General features: G+C 63.0%; 14 protein-coding genes. 10 read left to right on the plus strand and 4 right to left on the minus strand.

Features of this window, described 5'->3' with window-relative positions; translation table 11 throughout:
* Positions 1-73: 73 nt before the first annotated feature.
* The 3 genes from C1D09_RS01020 to C1D09_RS01030 all read left to right on the plus strand — a co-directional run bounded on the left by C1D09_RS01020 (position 74) and on the right by C1D09_RS01030 (position 1,978).
* Positions 74-514 carry a hypothetical protein gene (locus C1D09_RS01020; RefSeq protein ID WP_143972576.1) on the plus strand — a complete coding sequence of 147 codons (441 nt, stop codon included), beginning with the start codon at positions 74-76 and terminating at the stop codon, positions 512-514.
* Between the two features lie 321 nt (positions 515-835).
* Positions 836-1,255: a hypothetical protein gene (locus C1D09_RS01025; protein ID WP_246135617.1), complete on the plus strand. Its 420-nt coding sequence runs from the start codon at positions 836-838 to the stop codon at positions 1,253-1,255.
* A gap of 381 nt (positions 1,256-1,636) precedes the next feature.
* Complete coding sequence (locus C1D09_RS01030; RefSeq protein WP_080511918.1) at positions 1,637-1,978, plus strand: hypothetical protein; 342 nt, start codon at positions 1,637-1,639, stop codon at positions 1,976-1,978.
* A 45-nt stretch (positions 1,979-2,023) separates the two neighbouring features.
* Here the strand turns inward: C1D09_RS01030 and ggt are convergent, their stop codons facing one another.
* From ggt to C1D09_RS01045, 3 genes are all read right to left on the minus strand, one after another.
* On the minus strand, positions 2,024-3,763 hold the full coding sequence (ggt, locus tag C1D09_RS01035) for a gamma-glutamyltransferase (protein WP_143972577.1): 1,740 nt from the start codon (positions 3,761-3,763) through the stop codon (positions 2,024-2,026).
* A 99-nt stretch (positions 3,764-3,862) separates the two neighbouring features.
* Positions 3,863-5,155, minus strand: a complete 1,293-nt coding sequence (rhaI, locus tag C1D09_RS01040) for an L-rhamnose catabolism isomerase (protein ID WP_143972578.1) — start codon at positions 5,153-5,155, stop codon at positions 3,863-3,865.
* Positions 5,156-5,254: 99 nt separating this feature from the next.
* Entirely contained in the window at positions 5,255-7,357 is a 2,103-nt protein-coding gene (locus C1D09_RS01045) for a bifunctional rhamnulose-1-phosphate aldolase/short-chain dehydrogenase (protein ID WP_143972579.1), read from the minus strand.
* A 183-nt stretch (positions 7,358-7,540) separates the two neighbouring features.
* Here C1D09_RS01045 and C1D09_RS01050 point away from each other — a divergent pair, with 183 nt between their 5' ends.
* The 7 genes from C1D09_RS01050 (at position 7,541) to C1D09_RS01080 (ending at position 14,677) form a co-directional block, all read left to right on the plus strand.
* Complete coding sequence (locus C1D09_RS01050) at positions 7,541-8,344, plus strand: DeoR/GlpR family DNA-binding transcription regulator (RefSeq protein WP_010913443.1); 804 nt, start codon at positions 7,541-7,543, stop codon at positions 8,342-8,344.
* 55 nt (positions 8,345-8,399) lie between these two features.
* Positions 8,400-9,395 carry a rhamnose ABC transporter substrate-binding protein gene (gene rhaS, locus C1D09_RS01055; RefSeq protein WP_143972580.1) on the plus strand — a complete coding sequence of 332 codons (996 nt, stop codon included), beginning with the start codon at positions 8,400-8,402 and terminating at the stop codon, positions 9,393-9,395.
* 84 nt (positions 9,396-9,479) lie between these two features.
* On the plus strand, positions 9,480-11,021 hold the full coding sequence (locus C1D09_RS01060; RefSeq protein WP_143972581.1) for a sugar ABC transporter ATP-binding protein: 1,542 nt from the start codon (positions 9,480-9,482) through the stop codon (positions 11,019-11,021).
* Positions 11,018-11,995, plus strand: coding sequence for an ABC transporter permease (locus C1D09_RS01065; RefSeq protein ID WP_143972582.1), 978 nt, complete (start codon positions 11,018-11,020; stop codon positions 11,993-11,995). Before C1D09_RS01060 ends, C1D09_RS01065 begins: the two co-directional genes overlap by 4 nt.
* Positions 11,992-12,987, plus strand: a complete 996-nt coding sequence (locus tag C1D09_RS01070; protein ID WP_143972583.1) for an ABC transporter permease — start codon at positions 11,992-11,994, stop codon at positions 12,985-12,987. The genes C1D09_RS01065 and C1D09_RS01070 overlap by 4 nt, the downstream gene beginning before the upstream one ends.
* The gene (gene rhaM, locus C1D09_RS01075; RefSeq protein ID WP_143972584.1) at positions 12,987-13,304 is read left to right on the plus strand and encodes an L-rhamnose mutarotase; all 318 of its coding nucleotides are present in this window, start codon (positions 12,987-12,989) and stop codon (positions 13,302-13,304) included. Before C1D09_RS01070 ends, rhaM begins: the two co-directional genes overlap by 1 nt.
* Complete coding sequence (locus tag C1D09_RS01080) at positions 13,301-14,677, plus strand: FGGY-family carbohydrate kinase (RefSeq protein WP_143972585.1); 1,377 nt, start codon at positions 13,301-13,303, stop codon at positions 14,675-14,677. The genes rhaM and C1D09_RS01080 overlap by 4 nt, the downstream gene beginning before the upstream one ends.
* Here C1D09_RS01080 and C1D09_RS01085 read toward each other — a convergent pair.
* Positions 14,678-15,835 (minus strand): arginase family protein (locus tag C1D09_RS01085; RefSeq protein WP_208760329.1); only part of this gene is annotated, 1,158 nt, incomplete at its 5' end.

A 15,835-nucleotide genomic window follows, 5' to 3' on the forward strand; every position in this document is an offset into this window, starting at 1 on the left:
TTCAGCGGATTCGATTTGCTTGGTGAACCCTCACCCTTAGGGCAAACTCCCTGCCGGGGCTGCAGGAGGTGAAATGAGAGCACGCGCAGCAACGCTCGGGGATCTCGAGGATGTGTTTCATGGCCTGTCCAAGCGGATGTCGGAGGAGTACGCGGCCGCCGGCAAGGACAGCAAGATCGCCTACGACAATCTGATGATGAATCTGAAGGAAGGCCGGGCGCACGCGCTTGTGCAGGGCGAGAAGGCCGTGGCGATCATCGCCTGGCATGAGAACAGCGACGCCGCCGATACGCTGTTTGCCGCGCAGGAGGACTTTTTCCGCGCCTCGACCGTGCGCTTCTGCGGGAGGCATATCAGGCATATCCAGGCGCTCGCCGGCAACCTTCCCATCCATTCGCGCAGCTGGCTGCAGGGGCCTGACGTCGCCCGATGGTTCGGCATTATCGGCTATGTCGAGCGCGGCCAGGAGAATGGCGCCAACCTGTTTGAGTTGCCGCCGGCCCGCGTCAGCTAAGGAACCCTGGCTGGCGGCAGGTGTTCCTCCTTGCCGCAAACGCCGAGTATGACCTCGCCACCGCCGGCGCAGGTTCGTCGATGCGGGTCACCTCTTCGGCTCCAAGCGCTTTAACCCGGTGGCCTTGCGAATTGCACTCTCGGCCGCCTTGGACCGCTCGGCAAGCGACTTGCGCAGGGCGACGATTGGCGGGATGTTACTGGGGGCAACCGGGGCCAAACCGGCAGGCCGAGATCGAATGGCTGCTGGAAAATGTCGCGAGCTTGCTTCGCTTTTCTTACCTTCGTTGTCTTGCTGACGCCGGTAGAGGCAAGCGAGCGCATGTCTCATCTGCTTGACCGCTCCAACCTGCCGATCTCCTATCTTCGCGAATCGGATGTTGTGACCGCATACACGACTGCAATGGCGCGCTTCCGTCTGCAGTTCGCGGGACGTGGCGGCGAAACCAATCTTGCGGTCTCTCTCGAACCATTGCTTTTGCGGGCGGAATTCCGTGCGCGGACGTGGCGCTCGGCGGACGGCAGCTTGTTGCAAGGCTTCGCCGGCAAGGGCGGCTTCCGATTGACTATCGGCAACTGCCTAGCGCGTATCTGCGCGGCCAGCGAATGCAGCGACGCCGGTTGGCCGGTTTACGCCTGCAGCGACGGACGCAAGCGCAGGATGTCCGTCACGGATTTTGTGACGGCAAGCTTCGATGGCGTGCCCTATCGTCGATTGAGCGCCTCCCCTTCACAGGAATGACGGCGCGAGGTGCCCACCATCCTACCGAAGGCGGGTGTTCAGCAAGGCCGGCATTCCTTTCCAGCACCGCGAACACCCTCCACATCAACACTTGCCCGCCCACGCCCGGCGCTGCGACTCGCCGCCGCAGTCACGCAGGGCGTTGCGGCGCGGAATTGATGGGCTGCATCATCTTTTTCCCGCGAACACGGTCCAAATAAAATAGCTTGGTTGCGCCATCCGAACGCGGGACACGCCTGCATTCGACCCAGGCGGTCGGAAAATCGGTGACAAGCGCCCCCGGAACGTGTTGAAGGTGACGGTCAACACAGAGAGGGACGTGCGATCGGGTTGCACTCGGCAAGTGTTGATGGTTTGTTGCCGGTCTGCGGAGAACGAGTGATGCGAGAATCGATCGGTCAAGACGAGTATGGGTCGGCGAACCCTTTCGATCCGGACGACCTGCCCAATCTGAATGCGATCGGACCAGGGATCGGCAACAATGATTTCGAGAAATACGCGGTCGCCGTGATCATCGTGTTCGGCGCCCTGATCATCGGCGGGCTGATGGCCGCGTCGATGACCTTCGGCCATCGCAACGGGTTCCTCTTCGCGCTCGGCGGCGCCACCTCTGCCTGGATCTCAGGAAACGCGCTTCTGCTTGACCGGCCGCGCATCTACGCGCTGTTCGTCGGCATCGCCGCGCTGATGCTGATCGCATCGACCATCACGCTGGTTACCTGACCGTCCTCGCCGGGCCGCGACCCTGTCCAAGGGTCCGCCCCGGCATCAATATCCGAGCGCCTCGCCAGAGGCCGCCCGGCTGTCGATGGCGCCATTGTAGCGCGCGCCGCCGCCCTTCTCGATCTCCATCAGGCTCTTGCCACCAACGAGAATGCCGGCCGCCTGCCCCCAGGTCTGGTTGCTCAGATCGAGGTGGTAGCCCATGCCGGCCAGCAGTCTTTCGGTGTCGGGCGACAGGCCGAACGGCTCGACATAGACTTTATCGGGCAGCCATTGATGGTGGATGCGCGGCGCGTCGATCGCCTCCTGGATGTTCATCCCGTGGTCGATGACGTTGACGATCGCTTCCAGCGTGATGGTGATGATGCGCGAGCCGCCGGGGCTGCCGATGACCATGAACGGCTTGCCGTCCTTGGCCACGATGGTCGGGCTCATCGATGACAGCGGCGTCTTCTTCGGCTGAATGGCATTGGCCTCGCCCTGGACCAACCCATAGAGGTTAGGCACGCCCGGCTTCTGGGTGAAATCGTCCATCTCGTTGTTGAGCAGGATGCCGGTGCCGTCGGCGACGACGCCGGCGCCAAAGGAGCCGTTCAGCGTGTAGGTCACGGCGACCGCGTTGCCGTCCTTGTCGATGATGGAATAGTGCGTCGTCTCCTTCGACTCGCCAAAACCCTTCGGCATCAGGTCCTGGGACACGCCGGCCCGGAATGGGTCGATCTTGTCGCGGATATCCTTGGCGTAGCTCTTGTCCAGCAATTTCGAGACCGGATTGTCGACGAAATCGGGATCGCCGAGCGCGGAGTTGCGATCGACATAGGCATGGCGCATCGCCTCGACCATGACATGCACGGTCTCGGCCGAGCCGGCGCCAAGATAGGACAGCGGGTAGCCTTCCAGCACGTTGAGGATTTCGCAGATGATGACGCCACCGGAACTCGGCGGCGGCGAGGAAGTGATCTCGTAGCCGCGATAGGAGCAGGTGACCGGTTTCAGTTCACGCACCGCATATTGCTCGAAATCCTGCTTGGCCAGGATGCCACCCTTGGCGCCGCTCGCCTTGACGATGGCGTCGGCGATGGCGCCCTTGTAGAAGGCATCGGGGCCTTTCTCGGATATCGCCGAGAGCGAGGCAGCAAGATCCGGTTGGGTGAGGCGCTCGCCAATGCCATAGGGCTTGCCATCGGGTTTCAGCAACGCGGCCGCCGCCGCCGGGTCCTTCGCCAGCCTTTCAGCGTTGCTGGCGAACGAGGCGGCATCGCCCTGATTGAGGATGAAACCGTCCTTGGCATAGGCGATCGCCGGCGCCATCAGCTCTTGTCTCGAAAGGGTGCCATATTTTTCGCGCGCTTTTTCGAAGCCGGCCACCGAGCCCGGCACGCCGACGGCGAGATAGCCGTCGAGGCTGGCACCCTTCACCGGGTTGCCATCCTTGTCGAGATACATGGTCTTGGTCGCAGCCAGCGGCGCGCGCTCACGAAAATCGAGGAAGGTCGATTTGCCATCTGCGAAACGGATGGTCATAAAGCCGCCGCCGCCAATGTTGCCGGCATTGGGGTAGACGACGGCCAGCGCATAGCCGACAGCGACCGCCGCATCGACGGCATTGCCGCCCTTCTTCAAGACCTCGACGCCGACTTCCGACGCCAGATGCTGGGCCGTCACCACCATGCCGTGCTCGCCCTTGGCCGGCGCCGGCGACGCGGCAAAGACGCTCGTCAACGGCGCCAGCGCGAAGGTGATGGAAAGACTGACGGCGATCAGTGTCCGACGCGTGAGGTGCATGGCGGGTTCTCCTGGCGGGGACGCCTAGAAGAGCCCGTCGCAGCGGCCGAGTCCACCATCAACGGTGGGCCAGGCGGATCAATTCAGATGTCAGGCGTGTCAGACAATTCCGCCCGAGCCGCCGACAACAGCCGGGCGTTCGGCCGCGACCTTGGCGCGATAGCCCGCCGCCCGGTAGGTGGCGACCGGATCGATTGCGCCCCCGGTTTTCAGCCGCGCCATGGCGAGGATCGGCTCGACATCGGTGCGGTAGGCTGCCTTCAGCGTCTGCGTCGCCATCAGCGCGTCATTGCCGTCTTGAAAAGCTTCCAGTGCCTTGCGGTCGATCAACAGCGCCTGCGCATAGGCGCGTTGCACCTCGACCGCCGACAGCATCAGGCTCTCGATCGGATCGGTGACGTTGTGGCTCTGGTCGAGCATGTGGGCCGGATCGAAACCCTCCACGCCGGACAGTTCGGCATCGACAAGTTCGTTGAAGACCAGGAACAGCCGGTAAGGATCGATCGAACCGGCGTCGAGGTCGTCGTCGCCATATTTCGAATCGTTGAAATGGAAGCCTCCGAGTTTCTTGAACTGGATCAGCCGCGACACGATCATCTCGATGTTGACGTTGGGCGCATGGTGGCCGAGGTCGACGAGGCAGAAGGCCTTGTCGCCCAATTCCTTGGCGATAAGGTAATTGGTGCCCCAGTCCTGCACGACCGTGGAATAGAAGGCCGGCTCGTACATCTTGTGTTCGGTGAAGAGTTTCCAGTCGGCGGGCAGCCCGGCATAAACCTCCTTCATGGCGTCGAGGTAGCGCTCGAAGGCTTTGGCGAAATTGACCTGGCCCGGAAAATTCGAGCCGTCGCCGATCCACACCGTCAGCGCCTTGGAGCCGAGCGTCTTGCCGATCTCGATGCATTCGAGATTGTGCTCGACCGCCTGCCGGCGGGTGCCGGCGTCGGCATGCGACAGCGAGCCGAATTTGTACGAGAGTTTCTGGTCCCTAGCATCGGAGAAAGTGTTGGAGTTCATGGCATCGAAGCCAAGGCCGAAGCGCGAGGCCGCCTGCTTCAGCCGGTTCGGGTCAGCCTTGTCCCATGGAATGTGCAGCGAGACGGTCGGCGTCGCCTGCGTCAACTGGTTGATGACGGCACAATCCTCGATCTTGTCGAAGATATCGCGCGGCTCGCCGGCGCCGGGAAAGCGGGCAAAGCGCGTGCCGCCGGTGCCGACGCCCCAGGAGGGGATAGCGACCGCAAATTTCTCGACCTTGTCGCGGACGGCGTCGATGGCGATGCCGCGGCGGTCGAGACGTTCGCCGAGCGAGGCGTAATCGCGCTCGAGATCGGGCTTGCGCGCGGTGTTATCTTTTTCGACGATTTCGGCGGAAATGATGGTTTCGGACAAGTGCTGGTTCCTCCCAAGAATGTGTTCGGCTGGCGCCGCCCCTCATCCGCCCTTCGGGCACCTTCTCGCCGCAAACGGGGAGAAGGGAAGCGCTCCAAATCAGCGCGTAAAGCTCTGCGCGTTGCCGGCGTCGACGTTGATGATGTTGCCGGTCGACTTGGCCGACATCTCGGAGGCAAAGAAATAAATCGCCTCAGCGATGTCTTCCGGGAAGACCGAGCGCTTCAGCATCGAGCGCGAACGATAATGCTCTTCGAGGTCGTCCGTGGACATCTTGTAGGCGGCGGCGCGCTGTTCCTTCCACTCGCCGGTCCAGATCTTCGAGCCGCGCAGGACCGCGTCCGGATTGACGACATTGACCCTGATCTGCGCTTCCGCGCCTTCCAGCGCGAGACACCGGGCGAGATGGATTTCTGCGGCCTTGGCCGTGCAATAGGCTGCAGCGTTGGGCGAGGCGGCAAGACCGTTCTTGGAGGCGACGAAGACGACATTGCCGCCGATCTTCTGCACCCGGAACAGCCGGAACGCTTCCCGCGAGACCAGGAAATAGCCGGTCGACAAGATGTCCATGTTCTTGTTCCACAGCGCCAGCGACGTCTCTTCGATCGGCGCCGAGGAGGCGAGGCCCGCGTTGGAGACCAGAATGTCGAGGCCGCCGAATTCGACCGCCGTCCCGGCAAAGCCCGAGACCACCTGGTCTTCCGAGGTGACGTTGATGACCACCGGGCGGACGAAATCCTTGCCATAGGCCTTGGCCAGTTCGTCATTAGCGCTGGCTAATGCAGCCTCATCGATGTCGGCCAACACCACGCAGGCGCCTTCTCGCAGCAGGCGGTTGGCGGTCGCCCGGCCAATGCCTCCGGCGCCACCGGTGACCAGTGCGATCTGGCCAGCGAGCGATTTTGGCTTCGGCATGCGCTGCAGCTTCAGATCCTCAAGCAGCCAGTATTCGATGTCGAAGGCTTCCTGGGCGGGCAGTCCGACATAGGACGAAACGGTCGACGCGCCGCGCATGACGTTGATGGCGTTGACGTAGAATTCGCCGGAAATTCGCGCCGTCGCCTTGTCGCCGGCGAAGGTGAACATGCCGACGCCGGGCATCAGATAGACCACAGCGTTGGGATCGCGGATGGCGGGCGAATCCGGATGCTTGCAGCTGTCATAATAGGCCTGGTAGCCGACGCGGTATTCGGCGATGTCGTCGGCTAGGCGCGCAATGACCGCATCGACATCAGGCTTTGCCGGATCGAACTCGATGACCAGCGGGCGGATCTTGGTGCGCAGGAAATGGTCCGGGCAAGAGGTGCCGAGCGCCGCAAGCGGGCGCAAATCCCTGGAGTTGACGAATTCGAGCACGGGGGCGGAATCGTCGAAGTGGCCGAGCTTGTGGCTCTTTTCCGAGATCAGGCCGCGGATTTTCGGCATCAGTTTCGCCGCGATGGCGCGGCGGGTGGCGGCATCCAGCGGCTTGACCACTTCGCCGCCGAAGATGGCGAGGCCCTCGGAGCGGCGTTCGAACCACTCGATCGCCTGGTTGATCACCGAAACCGTCGTCTCGTAGCATTCCTTGGGCGTGTCGCCCCAGGTGAACAGGCCGTGGCTTTCGAGGATCACGCCCTTGGCGGCGGGATTCTCCGCGCAGAACTTCTCCAGCCACAGACCAAGCTCGAAGCCCGGCCGCTTCCATGGCAGCCAGCCGATGGCGTCGCCGAAGATCTCCTTGGTCAGCGCCCTGGAATCCTTCGCCGCGGCAATCGCGATGATGGCATCGGGATGCATGTGGTCGACAAAAGGCTTCGGCACATAGGCGTGCAGCGGTGTGTCGATCGAGGCCGCGCGCGGATTGAGGTTGAAGGTGCAGTGGGGCAGATATCCCACCATCTCGTCCTCATGCTCGACGCCGCGATAAAGGCCTTTCAACGCGCGCAACTTGTCCATGTACAGCGTTGCAAAACCGTCCAGCTTGATCGAGGCGCTGTCGCCGCCGGAGCCCTTGACCCACAGCACTTCGACATTCTCGCCGCTGAGCGGATCCTTCTGCCAGATCTTCGAGGAGGTGTTGCCGCCGCCATAGTTGGTGACGCGCTTGTCGGACCCCAGCGTGTTCGAGCGATAGACCAGAAGTTCGGGGCCGCTCATCCCCTTGGCTTTCGCATCGTCCCACAGATTGGCAAGGCGCGAGCCGGAGCGCTTGTCGAGCATAGGTATCCTCCCTGGGACGCAAAAGTCGCAGTCCATTTTGCCGGGAATGTCTACGCATGCGCCTCGCTTGTCAATCATAAACGATCAATATCGATCATATTGCACTGCACAATGAAATTATTTGATCGGAAATGATTGACACTGCTCGTTTTGAGTGCCTAGATGGCCAGGCAGGGAGGAACCATGCACGAAAAAGAGCGCCACAGGATCATTCTGTCCGCCGTCCAGGAAAAGCCTGTGGTGACGGTGCAGGAAATGGTCGACCTGACGGAGTCGTCCGAGGCGACGATCCGGCGCGATATCGCGGCTCTGCATGTCCAAAAGCGCCTGCGCCGGGTGCGCGGTGGCGCCGAGGCGATCTCGCCACCGCAATTCATCGGCTTGGCCGGCCGGCCTTTTTCCGTCAACGAAACGATCAACGCTTCACAGAAGCGGGCGATCGCTCGCGAGGCGGTCGAATTGTGCGGGGATGGCGAGCCGATCATCATCAATGGCGGCACCACCACCTTCCAGATGGTGCATTTCCTGACTGGGCGGCGCATGCCGATCTTCACCAATTCGTTCCCGATCGCCGAGCATCTGCTCAAGCACTCGAAGAACACGGTGATGCTGTCGGGCGGCACCATCTATCGCGAGCAGAACATCATCCTGTCGCCCTTCGACAATGACGTGACCCGCAATTTCTACGCGCGCCGCATGTTCATGGGCGCCCAAGGTCTTGGACCGCTCGGCCTGATGGAAGGCGACCCGCTGCTGATCCAGGCGGAGCAGAAGCTGATCGACCAGGCCGACGAGCTGGTGGTGCTGGTCGACTCCTCGAAATTCCGCAAGCGCTCCAGCCTGATCCTGTGCGGGTTGTCGCGCATCGCCACCGTCATCACCGATGACGGCATCGAGGATCGTGAAGCCAAGATGTTGGAGACCGCGGGCGTGACGCTGATCGTAGCCCGCAAGACGGCAAAGGAAGAATCTTCACTGCAGGCCTGAGACCAACTCACGCCCGCAGCGGCGATGGAATGCAACGCTCAAGGGAGGATATGCGATGAGCTTTTTGAAGAAATTGATGGTGACGGCCGCATTCTCGGCCGCCATGTTCGTGAATGCCGCCTATGCCGAGAACGTCAAGATCGCACTGGTGGTGAAGTCGCTCGGCAACGGCTTCTTCGACGCTGCCAACAAGGGCGCTGAAGAGGCGGCCAAGGAACTCGGCGATGTCGACATCATCTATACCGGCCCGACCAAGGCGACCGCCGAAGCGCAGATCGAAGTGGTCAACTCGCTGATCGCCCAGAAGGTCAACGCCATCGCCATTTCGGCCAATGACGCCGACGCGCTGGTGCCGGTGCTGAAGAAGGCCATGCAGCGCGGTATCACCGTCATCTCCTGGGATTCGGGCGTCGCCAAGGAAGGTCGCCAGCTTCACCTCAACCCGTCCGACACCGGCCTGATCGGCGAGACCATCATCAAGCTTGCCGCCGACTATCTGCCGGAAGGCGGCGATGTCGCCATCCTGTCGGCCTCCTCGACCGCGACCAACCAGAACGCCTGGATCGACGCGGCCAAGAAGGTGCTGCCTGAGAAATTTCCCAAGATCAAGCTCGTCGCCACCGTCTATGGCGACGACGATTCGGCCAAGAGCACCGACGAAGCCAAGGGCTTGCTGAAGTCCTTTCCGAACCTCAAGGCGATCATCGCGCCGACCACCGTCGGCGTCGTTGCCGCCGCCCAGGTCGTCACCGACGAGAAGCTGATCGGCAAGGTCAATGTCACGGGCCTGGCGCTGCCGTCCGAGTTCAAGAAGTTCATCGACAACGGCGCCAGCCAGGCGGTTGCGCTGTGGAACCCGATCGACCTCGGCTACTCCGCCGTCTACCTCGCCCACGACCTGGCGGTGAAGAAGGAAGAGGCCAAGCCCGGTGCGACGCTGTCGATCGGCCGCGTCGGCAAGGTCACGCTCGACGATAGCAACTCGGCTGCGATGGCCCCGCCCTTCCAGTTCGACAAGACCAACATCGAGAAGTTCTCCAAGATCTATTGATCTGGGGCCCTCTCAAGCTGTCGCGGCGGGGCTCACGTCCCGCCGCGGCTTTAAACGGACCTTGTTTCAGGGCTTGATACGACCATGGACACGACAGCCCAGCACGGCACGGTGAAGGAGGGGCGAGCGGGCTCCATGCCACGCCTGACGCTGTCCGGCATCTCCAAGAGCTTTCCCGGTGTACGCGCGCTGCACAATGTCAGCCTGTCGCTCTATCCCGGCCAGGTGACGGCACTCATCGGCGAGAACGGCGCCGGCAAGTCGACGCTGGTCAAGATCATGACCGGCATCTACCAGCCCGACGCCGGTACGATCAGCATCGACGGCCAGGTGGTAACCTTGCCCAGCGCGCATGCCGCCTTTGGCCATGGCGTCACCGCCATCCATCAGGAAACCGTGCTGTTCGACGATCTGAGCGTCGCCGAAAACATCTTTCTCGGCCACGCGCCGCGCACACGGCTAGGCACCATCGACTGGCGCACGATGCGCAAGAATGCCCGCGAAGTGCTCGACACGATGCATGCCGGCCATATCGACGCCGATGCGCGTCTGAAAGACCTCGGCATCGCCAACAAGCATCTGGTCGCAGTGGCGCGCGCCATGTCGATCGATGCGCGGATCGTCATCATGGACGAGCCGACAGCAGCCCTTTCGATGAAGGAGATCGAGGAGCTTTTCCTGCTCATCGAATTCCTCAAGGAGGAAGGCAAGGCGATCCTGTTCATCAGCCACAAGTTCGACGAGATCTACCGCATCGCCGACCGCTACACGGTGTTCCGCGACGGCGAGATGGTTGGCGAAGGCCTGATCAAGGATGCCGGCCAGAGCCAGATCGTTCGCATGATGGTCGGCCGCTCGGTCGATCATATCTTTCCGCAGCGCACCGCCGAGATCGGCGCGCCGGTGCTGTCCGTCGCCGGCCTGTCGCACCCGACCGAATTCAACGACATCGGCTTCGAGCTGCACAAGGGCGAAATCCTCGGCTTCTACGGCCTTGTCGGCGCCGGACGCAGCGAGGTGATGCAGGCGATATCGGGCATCACCCGAACCTGCGGCGGCACGATCACGCTGGAAGGCAAGGCGATAGCGCCGAAATCGGCGGCCGATTCGATCGAAGCCGGCATCGTCTATGTGCCGGAAGAGCGCGGCAAGCAGGGCGTGGTGATCGGCCTGCCGATCTTCCAGAACGTCTCGCTGCCCTCGCTCAAGCGCACCTCCAAATCCGGCTTGCTGCGGTTGGCCGAAGAGTTTTCGCTCGCCCGCTCCTACACCGAGCGGCTTGATCTCAGGGCCTCGTCGCTCAGCCAGGATGTCGGTACGCTGTCGGGCGGCAACCAGCAGAAGATCGTCATCGCGAAATGGCTGGCGACCGCGCCCAAGGTGATCATCCTCGATGAGCCGACCAAGGGCATCGACATCGGCTCGAAGGCGGCCGTACACGGCTTCATGGCCGAACTGGTAGCGCAGGGCCTGTCGGTGATCATGGTGTCGTCGGAACTGCCTGAAATTCTCGGCATGTCCGACCGAGTCGTCGTCATGCGCGAGGGCCTCGTCGCCGCAGTCTACGACAACAAGGGGCTGGACGCCGAGACGCTGGTGCGCACGGCAGCGGGGATCGCGGCATGAAAGCCTTTCTGAAATACCGCGAGATCTGGCTGGCCGCGGCCATCATCGTGCTGATCGGGCTGATCTCGACCCGCTTCCCGGCCTTCGCCGACCCCGGCAACCTGCGCCAGGTATTCAACGACACCTCGATCCTGATGATCCTGGCGCTCGGCCAGATGGTGGTCATCCTGACGCGGTCGATCGACCTTTCCATGGCCTCCAATCTCTGCTTCACCGGCATGGTGGTGGCGATGCTGAACGCGGCATATCCGGCGATCCCGATCCCGCTGCTGATCGTCATCGCGCTGGTGGTCGGGATGCTGCTCGGTGCCATCAATGGCCTTCTGGTATGGCGTCTGAACATCCCTTCGATCGTGGTGACTTTGGGTACGCTCACCATCTATCGCGGCGCCACCTTCGTCCTGTCAGGCGGCGCCTGGGTCAATGCCGACAAGATGAGCCCGGATTTCATCGGTTTCCAGCGCGCCGCCCTCCTCGGCATTCCGGTGCTGTCCTGGATCGCCATACTGGTCATAGCGCTGTTCTTCGTGCTGATGACACGCACCGCGCTCGGCCGCTCGATCTATGCCATCGGTGTCAACCCGACGGCGTCGGTCTATACCGGCATCGACGTCGGCCGCACGAAATTCATTGTCTTCTGCATCTCCGGCATGATCGGCGGGCTTGCCGGCTACCTCTGGATCTCGCGCTACGTCATCGCCTCGGTCGAGGTCGCCAACGGCTATGAGCTCAACATCATCGCCGCCTGCGTCATCGGAGGCATCTCGATCGCCGGCGGGATCGGCTCGGTCGGCGGCGCGGTGCTTGGCGCGCTGTTCCTCGGCATCATCTCCAACGCGCTCCCGGTCATCAACATCTCGCCGTTCTGGCAGATGGCGATTTCGGGCAGCGCCATCATCCTGGCCGTCGTGCTCAACGCGCGCGGCGAACGCCAGCAAGGCCGCATCATCCTGAGAAAGGCGGAGGCGGCATGACCGACATCCCTGCCCCGCGCCATATTCCCGACCGGCTCGACAAGCCGCTGTCTTCGGCGATCTTTTCCTGGGAGGCGCTGTTGGTCGTGGTGGCCGTCGCCATCTTCGCCATCAACAGTTTTGCTTCGCCCTATTTCCTTGACCCTTATTCGCTGTCGGACCTCACCTTCAACTTCACCGAGAAGGGCTTGATCGCCTTTGCCATGGCGTTGCTGATCATATCGGGCGAGATCGACCTGTCTGTCGCCGCAACAATAGCGCTTGCGTCCACCATGATGGGCATGGCGGTGCAGGCCGGTGCCGACACGCCGGTGCTGGTGTTGATCGGCATCGTCGTAGGCCTGGGCTGCGGCGCCTTCAACGGCCTGTTGGTGACAAGGCTCGGCTTGCCGTCCATCGTCGTCACGATCGGCACGATGAGCCTGTTCCGCGGCATCGCCTTCATCATTCTCGGCGACCAGGCCTACAAGGGCTATCCCGAAAGCTTCGCCTTCTTCGGCCAGGGCTATGTCTGGTGGGTAGTCTCGTTCGAGCTGGCGCTCTTCCTCATCGCCGCCCTCGTCTACTGGTTCCTCCTGCATCGCACGAGTTTCGGCCGCCGCGTCTTCGCCATCGGCAACAACCCGGTCGCCGCGCAGTTTTCCGGCGTGCGCGTCGGCCGCATCAAATTCATCCTGTTCTGCCTGACCGGACTGATGTCAGGCATAGCCTCGGTGCTGATCACCTCACGGCTCGGCTCGACGAGGCCGTCGATCGCGCAAGGCTATGAGCTGGAAGTCATCACCATGGTGGTGCTCGGCGGCGTCAGCATTCTGGGGGGCGCCGGTAGCATTGTCGGCGTCGTGCTCGCCGCCTTCATCATGGGGTTGGTGACCTTCGGGCTCGGCCTGCTCAACGTGCCCGGCATCGTCATGTCGATCTTCATCGGCGTGCTGCTGATCATTGTCATCGCGCTGCCGATCGTCTGGCGGCGGCTGCGTGGTAACAGCTGATGCCTGAGAAATACGCGTTCAAGATGAAGCTCAAACCGGGCATGAAGGCCGAGTACAGGAAGCGCCATGACGAGATCTGGCCATCGCTGGTCGCGCTCCTGAAACAGGCCGGCGTGTCCGACTACTCGATCCATCTCGATGAAGAGACCAACATCCTGTTCGGCGTGCTGTGGCGGCGGGACGACCATGGCATGGCCGAGTTGCCGAAGCACCCGGTGATGCAGCGCTGGTGGGCTCACATGGCCGACATCATGGAAACGAAGCCGGACAATGAGCCGGTGGCCGTGCCGCTGGAAACTGTGTTCCATATGGCATGAGTGCTCCGCGCCACATCGCCGTCATCGACATCGGCAAGACCAACGCCAAGGTCACGCTGGTCGACCTCGCAACCTTGAGCGAGGTCGCGCTGCGCCGGATGGCGAACGCGCCGGTGCGGCAAGCGCCCTACCCGTATCACGATGTCGAGGCGCTATGGACATTCATCCTCGACAGCCTTGCCGGCCTCAACCGCGAACAGCGCATCGACGCCATCTCGATCACCACCCATGGCGCGACGGGCGCACTGGTCGATGCTTCGGGCGAACTGGTGCTGCCGGTGCTCGACTACGAGTTCGAAGGCCCCGACAGGCTGGCCGCGGACTATGACGCGATGCGTCCGGCCTTTGCTGAGACGGGCACGCCGCGCCTGCCGCTCGGGCTCAATCTCGGCGCGCAGTTTTTCTGGCAGCAGAAGCGCTTTCCAGCCGAGTTCGCGCATGCGACCGCGATTCTGATGTACCCGCAATACTGGGTGCTGCGCCTGACCGGCGTCGCGGCCAACGAGGTGACCTCGCTTGGTTGCCATACCGATCTGTGGAACCCATGGCATGCCGACTTTTCGTCGCTGGTCGACCGCATGGGTTGGCGCGGCCTGATGGCACCGGTGCGGCCGGCCAGCGATCGCCTCGGCCCGATCCGGCCTGCGCTTGCCATGCGCACCGGCCTTGATCCGCAAACCCCAGTGTTCTGCGGCCTGCATGACTCCAACGCTTCGCTGCTGCCGCATCTCCTGTCCGACGCGCCACCCTTCTCGGTCGTCTCGACCGGCACTTGGGTGGTGTCGATGGCGGTCGGCAGCAGAGAGGTTGCGCTGGATCCGGCGCGCGATACGCTGGTCAATGTCAATGCACTGGGCGACCCCGTCCCGTCGGCCCGTTTCATGGGCGGCCGCGAGTTTTCCGTTCTGACGGAAGGCCGGCCGCAGACTTGGAGCGACGATGATGTCCGGGCCGTGCTCGCGCGAAAGACATTGCTGCTGCCATCGACGCAACAGGGATCAGGGCCGTTCCCACATCAGGCCGCGACATGGCTCAATGCCGACGGCATGAATGATGGCCAGCGCTTTGCCGCCATCTCGTTCTACCTGGCACTGATGACGGCGACCTGCCTCGACCTGATCGGCGCCGATGGCCCGACCACCGTCGAAGGACCGTTTGCCCGCAACCGGCTGTTTGTCGGCATGCTGGCCGCAAGCACTGGCCGCGCCGTCATCGCCTCCGAAGCCGCCACGGGAACCAGCATCGGCGCGGCACTGCTGGCGTCCGATCAGGTCACGGGGCATGGCAAGGGCGAGCGAACGGAACCGCCGGCCAACCCGGCCTGGGCAGCCTATGTCAGCGCGTGGCGCGCGGCGGTCGAAGCACGGGGCTGATCACAGGATCCGCTTGCCGAAGGCCGACATGACGAAGTTCACGATCTCAGCGCCGATCCTGGGCTCCATATCCTTGCTCAGGCCCGAAACATCCATCGACAGCAGGCCGCCGCACAGCGCGATCGCCTCCATCGCCTGATGCGTCTCGCGCACGGTCAGCCCGCCGGAACCGGCCGGCCAGCCGGCGAATTCGGTCGCTGTCGGGGAATAGCTGAGATGAAAGCCCTGCGTGCCCGACGTGGCGACGCGGATCGCCTCATGCATCAGGTCGCGCATGCCCATGGCGTCGATATCGGTCATGGTGAAGGCCGACACCCGCGAATCCTTCAGCACCCGCGCCTCGGCCGGGTCGGCATGGCGCAGGCCGACGATGACGACATTTTCCGGCGACAGCTGCGGCTGCAGCGCGCCGGCCTTGTGATCGAGGCCGAGGGTCCGGGCCAGCACAGAACCGTCCGGAAGGTCGATGCCCTCTTCGTCTTCCGGCATCAGCGCGGCGATGGAATCGATCCAGATGAGGCCGAAAGAATGCGTCGCGCGCGCCGTCGCCATGAGCGCCTTGTGGGCGATACGGCGATCGGGGCCGGCACTCAGCCGGATCAAGCCGGAGGGCGGCCGCTCGACATCGGTGAGTTCCACGACATCGAAATTCATCGCCTCCAGCCGCGCGCCGGTCCCCTCGCGGGCAAGAATACTGGCGGCTTCCTGTTCGGCCGAGATCGACACCATCTTGCGGCCGGAAAAGTCCGCGACGTCGTGCATCGGGGCCTTTTCGACATACTCCGACGTCATCGCCAGCAGCATGGCGCCGTAGCTCATGCGGAAGGCGACGCGGTCGCCGACGACCGGCGGCGGGTCGGCATCGGCCACGTCGAGCAGCAGATGATCGCTGGAGGCGCCGAGCACCCTGATCCCCTTGGCGATCGGCATCAGCCCTTCGACCAGCACATCCTCGCGGCCGATATTGGCGATGGCGCGCAGCCTGTCGCCCTCGTCGGGAAAGACCGGCTGGTTGCCGAAAGCGTCGTAACCGGACTCGCCGATCGGCCGCGACGGCTTCAGCTTGACCTCAATGATGTCGCTGGTCAGGCGGCAGGCGTCGGGCTCGAGTTCGGCCCATGGCACATCGCGGAAGGTTTCGACGCCACCTTGCAGGAT

This window comes from Mesorhizobium intechi, from assembly GCF_002879535.1.
In the GTDB taxonomy this organism is placed as follows: Bacteria; Pseudomonadota; Alphaproteobacteria; order Rhizobiales; family Rhizobiaceae; genus Mesorhizobium; species Mesorhizobium intechi.

Bases quoted from the DNA above. Each gene is read 5' to 3' on its own strand.
- C1D09_RS01020 (WP_143972576.1), top strand. From the start codon at position 74: ATGAGAGCACGCGCAGCAACGCTCGGGGATCTCGAGGATGTGTTTCAT.
- C1D09_RS01025 (WP_246135617.1), top strand. From the start codon at position 836: ATGTCTCATCTGCTTGACCGCTCCAACCTGCCGATCTCCTATCTTCGC.
- C1D09_RS01030 (WP_080511918.1), top strand. From the start codon at position 1,637: ATGCGAGAATCGATCGGTCAAGACGAGTATGGGTCGGCGAACCCTTTC.
- ggt (WP_143972577.1), bottom strand. From the start codon at position 3,763: ATGCACCTCACGCGTCGGACACTGATCGCCGTCAGTCTTTCCATCACC.
- C1D09_RS01045 (WP_143972579.1), bottom strand. From the start codon at position 7,357: ATGCTCGACAAGCGCTCCGGCTCGCGCCTTGCCAATCTGTGGGACGAT.
- C1D09_RS01050 (WP_010913443.1), top strand. From the start codon at position 7,541: ATGCACGAAAAAGAGCGCCACAGGATCATTCTGTCCGCCGTCCAGGAA.
- rhaS (WP_143972580.1), top strand. From the start codon at position 8,400: ATGAGCTTTTTGAAGAAATTGATGGTGACGGCCGCATTCTCGGCCGCC.
- C1D09_RS01060 (WP_143972581.1), top strand. From the start codon at position 9,480: ATGGACACGACAGCCCAGCACGGCACGGTGAAGGAGGGGCGAGCGGGC.
- C1D09_RS01065 (WP_143972582.1), top strand. From the start codon at position 11,018: ATGAAAGCCTTTCTGAAATACCGCGAGATCTGGCTGGCCGCGGCCATC.
- C1D09_RS01070 (WP_143972583.1), top strand. From the start codon at position 11,992: ATGACCGACATCCCTGCCCCGCGCCATATTCCCGACCGGCTCGACAAG.
- rhaM (WP_143972584.1), top strand. From the start codon at position 12,987: ATGCCTGAGAAATACGCGTTCAAGATGAAGCTCAAACCGGGCATGAAG.
- C1D09_RS01080 (WP_143972585.1), top strand. From the start codon at position 13,301: ATGAGTGCTCCGCGCCACATCGCCGTCATCGACATCGGCAAGACCAAC.